Origin of the sequence: Brevundimonas sp. UBA7534, from assembly GCF_002479325.1 — a bacterium.
Lineage (GTDB): Bacteria > Pseudomonadota > Alphaproteobacteria > Caulobacterales > Caulobacteraceae > Brevundimonas.
Genome location: NZ_DLMO01000151.1, coordinates 1 through 7,869 on the forward strand (window position 1 = coordinate 1; position 7,869 = coordinate 7,869).

The 7,869-nt window shown below is 70.7% G+C and carries 8 protein-coding genes and 1 pseudogene; 1 reads left to right on the forward strand and 8 read right to left on the reverse strand.

The genetic code is table 11. From position 1 onward, the window contains the following. From B2U11_RS12305 to B2U11_RS12340, 8 genes are all read right to left on the reverse strand, one after another. Nucleotides 1–1,600, reverse strand: a 1,600-nt coding sequence (locus B2U11_RS12305; protein WP_292072056.1) for a CpaF family protein, incomplete at its 3' end; no start/stop codon positions are given. Between the two features lie 3 nt (nucleotides 1,601–1,603). Next, nucleotides 1,604–3,082, reverse strand: coding sequence for an AAA family ATPase (locus B2U11_RS12310; RefSeq protein ID WP_292072057.1), 1,479 nt, complete (start codon nucleotides 3,080–3,082; stop codon nucleotides 1,604–1,606). A 3-nt stretch (nucleotides 3,083–3,085) separates the two neighbouring features. Beyond that, a complete protein-coding gene (locus B2U11_RS12315; protein WP_292072059.1) occupies nucleotides 3,086–3,754 on the reverse strand; it encodes a CpaD family pilus assembly protein in 669 nt (222 codons plus the stop codon). A gap of 8 nt (nucleotides 3,755–3,762) precedes the next feature. After that, entirely contained in the window at nucleotides 3,763–5,181 is a 1,419-nt protein-coding gene (locus B2U11_RS12320; protein ID WP_292072061.1) for a type II and III secretion system protein family protein, read from the reverse strand. A gap of 8 nt (nucleotides 5,182–5,189) precedes the next feature. Further along, entirely contained in the window at nucleotides 5,190–6,074 is an 885-nt protein-coding gene (cpaB, locus tag B2U11_RS12325; RefSeq protein ID WP_292072063.1) for a Flp pilus assembly protein CpaB, read from the reverse strand. 92 nt (nucleotides 6,075–6,166) lie between these two features. Further along, nucleotides 6,167–6,676, reverse strand: coding sequence for an A24 family peptidase (locus B2U11_RS12330; protein WP_292072065.1), 510 nt, complete (start codon nucleotides 6,674–6,676; stop codon nucleotides 6,167–6,169). Between the two features lie 65 nt (nucleotides 6,677–6,741). Beyond that, a complete protein-coding gene (locus B2U11_RS12335; RefSeq protein WP_292072067.1) occupies nucleotides 6,742–6,936 on the reverse strand; it encodes a hypothetical protein in 195 nt (64 codons plus the stop codon). 102 nt (nucleotides 6,937–7,038) lie between these two features. After that, a complete protein-coding gene (locus tag B2U11_RS12340; RefSeq protein ID WP_292072069.1) occupies nucleotides 7,039–7,548 on the reverse strand; it encodes a hypothetical protein in 510 nt (169 codons plus the stop codon). A gap of 163 nt (nucleotides 7,549–7,711) precedes the next feature. On the opposite strand from B2U11_RS12340, the pseudogene B2U11_RS15755 reads away from it, so the two are divergent. Then, nucleotides 7,712–7,869, forward strand: a pseudogene (locus B2U11_RS15755) (threonine ammonia-lyase); the annotation flags it as partial.

The following is a 7,869-nucleotide window of genomic DNA, read 5'->3' on the forward strand; positions in this document are numbered from 1 at the left end:
CCAGCGCGTCGGCCAGCTCGCGCTCCAGCCCATAGTAGCGGGCGCGGTCCCAGAAGCGCGGGCGGGCGATGCCGGTCGAGCGGTGGCGCCCGGTGATCTTGCCGTGCGCGTCCTCGCCGGTGATGTCGTAGACGAACAGGTCCTGGGTGACGATGACGTCGCCTTCCAGCCCCACCACCTCGGTGATGTGGGTGATCCGGCGGCTGCCGTCGCGCAGGCGCGCGGCCTGAACGATGACGTCGATCGAGCCGACGATCATCTCGCGGATGGTCTTGGACGGCAGGCCGTAGCCGCCCATGGTGATCATCGACTCGATCCGGCTGATGGCCTCGCGCGGGGAGTTGGCGTGCAGAGTGCCCATCGAACCGTCGTGGCCGGTGTTCATGGCCTGAAGCAGGTCGAAGGCCTCGGGGCCGCGCACTTCGCCGACGATGATCCGTTCGGGCCGCATCCGCAGGCAGTTCTTGACCAGGTCGCGCATGGTGATCTGACCCTGGCCCTCCAGGTTCGGCGGCCGGGTCTCCAAGCGCACGACGTGCGGCTGCTGCAGCTGCAGTTCGGCGGCGTCCTCGCAGGTGATGACGCGCTCGGTCGGGTCGATGAAGGCCGTCAGGGTGTTCAGCAGGGTCGTCTTGCCCGAACCTGTGCCGCCCGAGATGACGACATTGCATCGCGCCGCGCCGATGACGCCCAGGACGCGCGCGCCCTCGGGACTGATGGAGGCGTACTCCACCAGGTTCTTCATCGTCAGCTTGTCCTTCTTGAACTTGCGGATCGTCAGCGTCGGCCCGTCGATCGCCAGCGGCGGCGCGATGACGTTGACGCGCGACCCGTCCGGCAAGCGGGCGTCGCAGATGGGGGAGCTTTCATCGACGCGGCGGCCGACCTGCGACACGATCCGCTGGCAGATGTTCATCAGCTGGCCGTTGTCGCGGAAGCGCACATTGGTCAGTTGGACCTTGCCGCCGACCTCGATGAACACCCGGCCGGCGCCGTTGACCATGATGTCGGCGATGTCGTCGCGGCCCAGCAGCGGTTCGAGCGGGCCGTAGCCGAGGACGTCGTTGACGATGTCCTGGACCAGGTGCTCCTGCTCGGCCACCGACATGGAGACGTTCTTGATCGCCACCAATTCGGCGACGATGTCGCGGATCTCTTCCGACGCCGCCTTCTGGTCCAGCTGCGCCAGCTGGGCCAGGTCGATGGTGTTCATCAGCGCGTTGAAGATGGTCGTCTTCGTGGCGTGGTAGTAGTCGCTCTGCTCCCGGACGATCTCGGCGACGGCCTGGGCCTTCTTCAGCTGTTCGAGGCCCGCCGTGGGCTTGGGACCGGCCGCGCTCTTAGGACGCGCGGCGACCTCGGGCTCAGGGGCCGGACGGGGGCGGGCCGCCAGGGCGTCCAGCCGGTCGGCCTTGGCCTCGGGCGCGGCGACGAGCGGGGCGTCGGCCAGGGCGAAGGCGGCGGCGGCGTCCAGCGGCTCGCCCGCGGCGAACGAAGCCGAGGGAATGGGCTGGCGTGCGTCCGCAGGCTCCGGCGCCGGGGCGGGAGCCGGTCGGGGCGGCGCCGCGACGCCGGGCTGGCCTGTTCGTTTGCCGAACACGCGTCAGCGCCTCTTCTTGAACATGGAGGCGAACAGGGACTTGGATTCGCGCGCCGACTTGCCCGGCTTGGCGGCCGTTCCCTTGGGACCGGCGACGGCCGGCAGTTCGCGCCGCGAGACGATCTGGGCCAGGGTCTGGAAGGCCTCGGCCGCCTTGGTCTTGGCGGCGGCGTCCAGGATCATCTGACCGTTGTTGGCCGCCGAGCCGAAGGTCTTGGCGTCGAAGGGAATCACCAGGCTGGGATGCACGCCCAGGGCCGCGCCGAAGTCCTTGGCCGGAATCTCGGGGCGGCCCGGCAGACCGACCTGGTTCAGCACCAGGCGCGGGGGCGCGTCGTTGGGCCGGCCCTGGCGGATCAGGTCCATCATGTTCTTGGCGTTGCGCAGGGACGCCAGGTCGGGCGTGGCCACCACCACCACCTCGTCGGCGGCGATCAGCGTGCGGCGCATCCACGGCGACCACAGGTGCGGCAGGTCCAGGATGACGAAGGGCGCGGTCGAGCGGATGCGCGTCGTCACCTCCTCGAAGGCGTCGGTCGAGATGTCCCAGTCGCTGTCCAGCGTCGCCGGGGCGGCGAACAGGCTGAGCTTGTCGGTGCAGCGGACCATCATCCGGTCCAGAAGCGTCGGGTCCAGCCGGTCGGGCTGGCCCAGGGCGTCCGCCACCCCGTTCAGCGGGTCCTGGTTGAAGTCCAGCCCCGCCGTGCCGAACGGCAGGTCGTAGTCGACGATGACGGTGTTCGCGCCGATCCGCTCCGAGATCGCATAGGCGGTGTTGTGCGCCACGGCCGATGCGCCCGCCCCGCCGCGCGCGCCGACGAAGGCGATGGAGCGGCCGACGAAGGGCTGGGCCGGGTCGTTGAACAGGCCGCCGATGGCCGCGATCAGCTGCAGGGGTTGCAGCGGCGCGACCAGATATTCGCTGACGCCGCGCCGCATCAGTTCGCGGAACAGCAGGATGTCGTTGGTCGGGCCGACGACGATGACCTTGGTGCCCGCGTCGCAGACCTCGGCCAGCTGGTCGACCTCGGACAGCAGGGTCTGGGGGTCCTTCAGACATTCGACGATGATCAGCGGCGGGGTCGGCTCGTGCTGATAGGCCTCGACCGCAGCGGCGACGCCGCCGATGCGGATCTGGGTGGTGGCGCGCGACAGGCGCCGGTCCTGGGCGGCGCGCTCGGCCGCGGCCAGGGTGTCCTGGCGCTCGGCGAAGACGTGGATGACGATGCGCGGCACCGACACCTCGCCGATCGAGGCGGCGGGCGCCAGGGCCGACTGGGCGCCCGCGACCAGTTCGCCGACGGGATTGAAGGCGGGGACCGGCGGCTCGATGACCGGCGCGGCGGGGGCGGTTGGCGCGGCGACAGGCGCCGGGCCGGCGGTAAACTGCAGCGGTTCGCGCGACGGAGCGGGGGCGTCGAACGCATCGTCGATCTCGAAGCCGTCGACGTCCAGATCGGTATAGGCGCGCGCGTTGTTCATCGGTCAGTCCACGGCCCGCGAGACTTTTCCGTCCACGAGCTCCTCCTGGGGGGCGGCCGTGCGCTCTCCGGCGCGATAAGTGTCGAACACCTTGGAGCGGCGTCCCATGTCCGGCGCGTCCCTGCCGCGCGGTGCGACGATGTCGCGCGGATTGGCGATCTGGGCGGCCAGATTGGCGGTGACGGCGCAGCCGAAGTCGCTGGTCGGCTGGTTGGAATAGCTCATCTGGCCCGCACCGCCGACGGCGGCGCAGTTGGGCACATGGGCGCGAAGTGTCTCGAACCCGGCCAGGACCGGCGCGCGCGGATCGGGCGCGTCATAGGCCATGACCAGCACCCGCTCCGACGGCACGCCCATGCCGGCCAGGGCGTCGCGGACGCCCCAGGCGGCGCGGGCGGCGGCGGGATCGTCGCCGGACGGCGCCTCGACGCGGATGACCTCGGCGCCTTCGCGCGCGAAGCGGCCGACCAGGGCGCCGAGCGCCGCGTGCTGATTGCCCGACAACCCCTCGTCGTGAACGGCCAGGGCGATGCGGTCCACGCCCGGCTCGACCTGAAGGACGTAGCGCGACAGGGCGTTCAGCGGCGGCGGGCTCGACGCGTCGTCGGCGGTCGCGCAGGCCGAAAGTCCGGCGCCGGCGGCGAGCAGCATCACAAGGACGGTACGGTTCACGGCGCGCCTCATTCGATCACATAGCCGACAGGGCCCTGCCACCCAGCGCCGGGCGCGGCGGCCGGCGCCGGGCTGCCGTAGCGCTGGCTGAGCTGGCCGAACAGCAGGGTCTGGGCGTCGTTGGCGATCTGCAAACCGTCGGCCGGGCTCTGCATCCGTCCCGGAGAGGTGGGCGACACCACATAGGCCTCGATGATGATGACCAGTTCGGTCTGGCCCGACACGTAGTCGCGCGACCGGAACAGGGCGCCCAGCACCGGCACGTCGCCCAGGGCGGGCAGCTTGTCGATGTTCTGACGGGTCTCCTCGCGCAGCAGGCCGGCGATCATCAGCGAACCGCCGCTGGGCAGTTCGACCGTGGACGAGGCCCGGCGCACGCTCAGCGCCGGAATGACCAGGGCGGTGTTCGCGGTCGGGTTCAGGGTGAAGGCGCCGTCGTTCGACAGCTCCGACACCTCGGTCGACAGCTGCAGGGAGATGCGCCCCTCGGACAGGACGATCGGACGGAAGGCCAGGCGAACGCCATAGGGCTTGAACTCGATGCCGACGGTCGTGCCGCTGTCGTCATTGCTCTGGGACACGGGCACCGGGAATTCGCCGCCGGCCAGGAACTCGCCGCTCTCGCCGTTGACGGCGGTGACGTTGGGCTCGGCCAGGGTGCGCAGCAGGCCCGCCCGCTCGAAGGCCCGCAGATTGGTCGTCAGGCGGTTGCCGTCGCCGCTGACGTCGGTGTAGCCCAGAACGCCGCCGCCCAGCTGCGAGCCGCTGACGCCGAAGGTGGCGCTCTGGGCGAAGCTGAGCCCGTCGCCGACGCTGTTCAGCACGGCGTTGACGTCCAGGCCCAATTGCTTGACCGCCGAACGCTGCACCTCGATCACGCGCGCCTTGATCGTCACCTGGTCCGAGCCGGCGACGCTGATCATGTTCAGCACCTTCTCGGGCGTGGCGACGAAGGCCCGGGCGATGCGCTGGGCCTGATCGGACTGCGCCGGGCTGTCGACCGAACCGGTCAGGATGACGCTGTCGTTGATCGCCTCGGCCTGGACGCGGCCGCCGGGGATCAGTCGGGTCAGGGTGTCCTGCAACGCGCTGACGCCGGCGTCCACGCGGACGCGCAAGGCCAGGATGGTGCGTCCCGCCCCGTCCAGGAAGACCGCATCGGTCTCGCCCGGCGCGATGCCGATGACGGTGATCCGGCGTGGCGAATGCAGCATGGCCTCAGCCACCTGCGGATTGGAGACGATGACGTCGCGGGCGTCGGCCGGCAGGTCCACCGCGAAGGAGGTGCCGCGCGGCAGATTGATTAACTGCGGCGCCGCGCCGGTCGAGACGGCGGCGCGGGTCTGGGCAAGGGCGGCGACCGGCGCCGTGGCGGGGGCCAGGCCGATCAGAGCGGCGCAGACGGCTGTGAGCAGGGTCCGGGGCATGGCGGCTTTCATGGGATGGCCACCGTTTCCGGCGCGCCGCCGCGATAGATTCGAACGGCCGAGGGGGCGTTGGGCCGCGCTGCGGCGCGCACCGCGCCCGAGGGGCCGGCGGTGTCGGCGTAGGAGCGCAGCATCAGGGACAGCTCGCCCTCCGACTTGGCCTGGGCCAGGGCTTCGGCGTCTCCGGGCGTGACCTCCAGCGTGGCGGTGGCGCCCACCACGGCCTGTTCATTGTCGGCTGCGCGGGTGGTCTGGTCGATGGCCAGGACCTTGATGTTCCGCATGACGGTGGAGGTCGAATACTGCGTCCCGCTGCCGCCCGACTGGGCCGGGAACTCGCGGGTCATGACGACGTCCACGCGGTCGCCGGGCAGGATGAAGCCGCCAGCGGCGGTCTCGACCGTGACGCTGATGGCCATGGCCCGCATGCCGGGTTCCAGGTAGGCGGCCAGATAGCCGCTGTCGCCCGCACGCACGATCTTACGCGCGACGATCGGTTCGCCTTTCAGGATGGTCTCGCGGACCACGGAGCCGACGTATTCGCCCTTGGTTCCGCCCGTCGTGGCCTCGGTCGCCGCCCGGGCGACCTTGGCGGCGGCCTCGGCCGCGCGACCGTCGGTCGCGGGCTTGGCGGGGCCGTCGACGATGAAGGCGGGGTTGACCTCGTCGGACGGCCAGTCCTTCCAGGCCATGTCAGCGTCGCCCAGGCGCTTGCCCGGCTGCAGATCGTTCGCGGCGACCAGCACCCGGGTCATCGGCCGGGTCTCTACGACGGCGGCGGCGGCCGGGCGACTGGGCTGGTGTGAAGAAGATCCCATGGCGCGCACAACCAGCGCCAGCCCGATGGCTGAGACGGCGGCGATGCAGATCACGGCTATGCGGGCAGGCTTCATCCTGACGGTCTCCCGCAGGCGCGGCTCTCCGCCCTGCGTTAACGATCATGGATGCGACCGGTTAATGCGGTCCTAAGCGCCGAATGACGCCGTTAGCCGCCGACGAAGGCCGCCACGAGCGGCGAAGCGGGAAAGGCCAGCAACGCGCCGCCGGCCAGGGCGACGCCATAGGGAACGTCCCCCTTCGGCTCAAGCAGACGGGCGGCCCAGCCGGGCAGGCCCGGGAAGACGGGAATGGTGCGGCGCGCGGTGATCAGCGCCAGACAGAACAGACCGCCGACAATGGCGCTGGACAGCAGGAAGGGCAGGCTGCCGGCCGGCCCCATCCACAGACAGGCGGCCGCCAGCAGCTTGGCGTCGCCTCCGCCCACCCAGTTCAGGGCGAACAGGGCCATGCCGGCCAGCAGGGCGGCGACACCCACGCCGACGTGAGCCGCCACGTCCAGCGGCGCAACGCCTAGCAGCAGGGCGGCTGGAAAGAAGGCCGCCAGAAGCGCCAGCGAAATCCAGTTGGGGATCCGCATGGTCGTCAGGTCGTGCAGGCCGCCGACGACCATCAGGACCGGAAAGGGCGCCAAGGCGATGAAGGGCAGGATGTCCATGCGGCCGATCCTGCGCCAAAGGCCTTAAGTCCGGGTTTCCACCAGAAGGCGCGACGAACCGCCCGTCAGTTGGACAGGGCCGGGCCGAAGACGGCCGCCGCCACGGCCAGGCCGACCGCCAGCATGGCCACGGCGCCGGCGATGAAGATCAGGGCGGTGCGGGCGCGGCGGCGGCGCATCCCGCCGGGACGGTATTGGCGGATATGGACGGACGGCCCGCGATTGAAGGCCTCGGAACCGCTGATATTGTGCTGGGACATGAACGCCTCCCCACGGATCGGACGAACGCGCGATCAGGCCGGGCGCTTGCGACGAGAAGATGGCGACCCGCGTTACTGCGGCCATTCAGGCGTTCGACGGCGTCAGAGCGTGACGTCGACGACCCGGCCGCCGCGCGTGACCACATGGCGCATCAGCACCAGCGGCCCCTCGTCGCCCTGAGCACGGACCGGCACGATCAGGAACCATCCGCCGTCAGGCAGGCCCGTGAAGGAGAAGCGCCCGTTCTCGCACCGTTCCGAGCGGACGTAGCCTCGGTAGTCGGCCCCCGCCTCGCCCACGTCGCGCGCGCGGACCACCGCCGCCGGCACCGCCGCCTGCTCGGTCGAGCCGTAGAGGGTGCGGAAGCGGTTGCGGGTGTAGGGCGTGTCGGGCGTCAGACCCGCCGAGGCGACGCAGGCGTAGGCCTTGCCGTCCTGTCGGTAGGCGACCCGCCCTTGGATTCCGCCCTGCCCGCCGCGTTGCGACCAGGCGAAGTCGTCGGCGCGGAACACGGCCGGCTGGACCGCGCCGCCTGGTCCCGGAACCGGGGCGCAGGCGGTAAGCGCGGCGGCGGCGGCCGCCGCCGCGAGAACGAGGGGACGGATCGACATGGGCTTCCTCCGGGGCAGGCTTGCTCTTGGCGCCAGTATCGCACGACCACCCCCCGCGTTTCCACGGTCAAAGACGCCGCTCTGGACCCGAACGCCGCAACGCGCGAAACAGGCGCGACAAATCCGCCCGCCGGCATGGCGAGGCGAATATGGAAACGCTGCGATGACCGTCACCCTTGACGATATCCGGGCCGCCCGCGCGCGAATCGCGGGTCAGGTCGACCACACGCCCACGCGGCATTCGCGCAAGCTGTCGCAGCTGACGGGGGCGGAGGTCTGGATCAAGTTCGACAATCTGCACTTCACCGGCAGCTTCAAGGA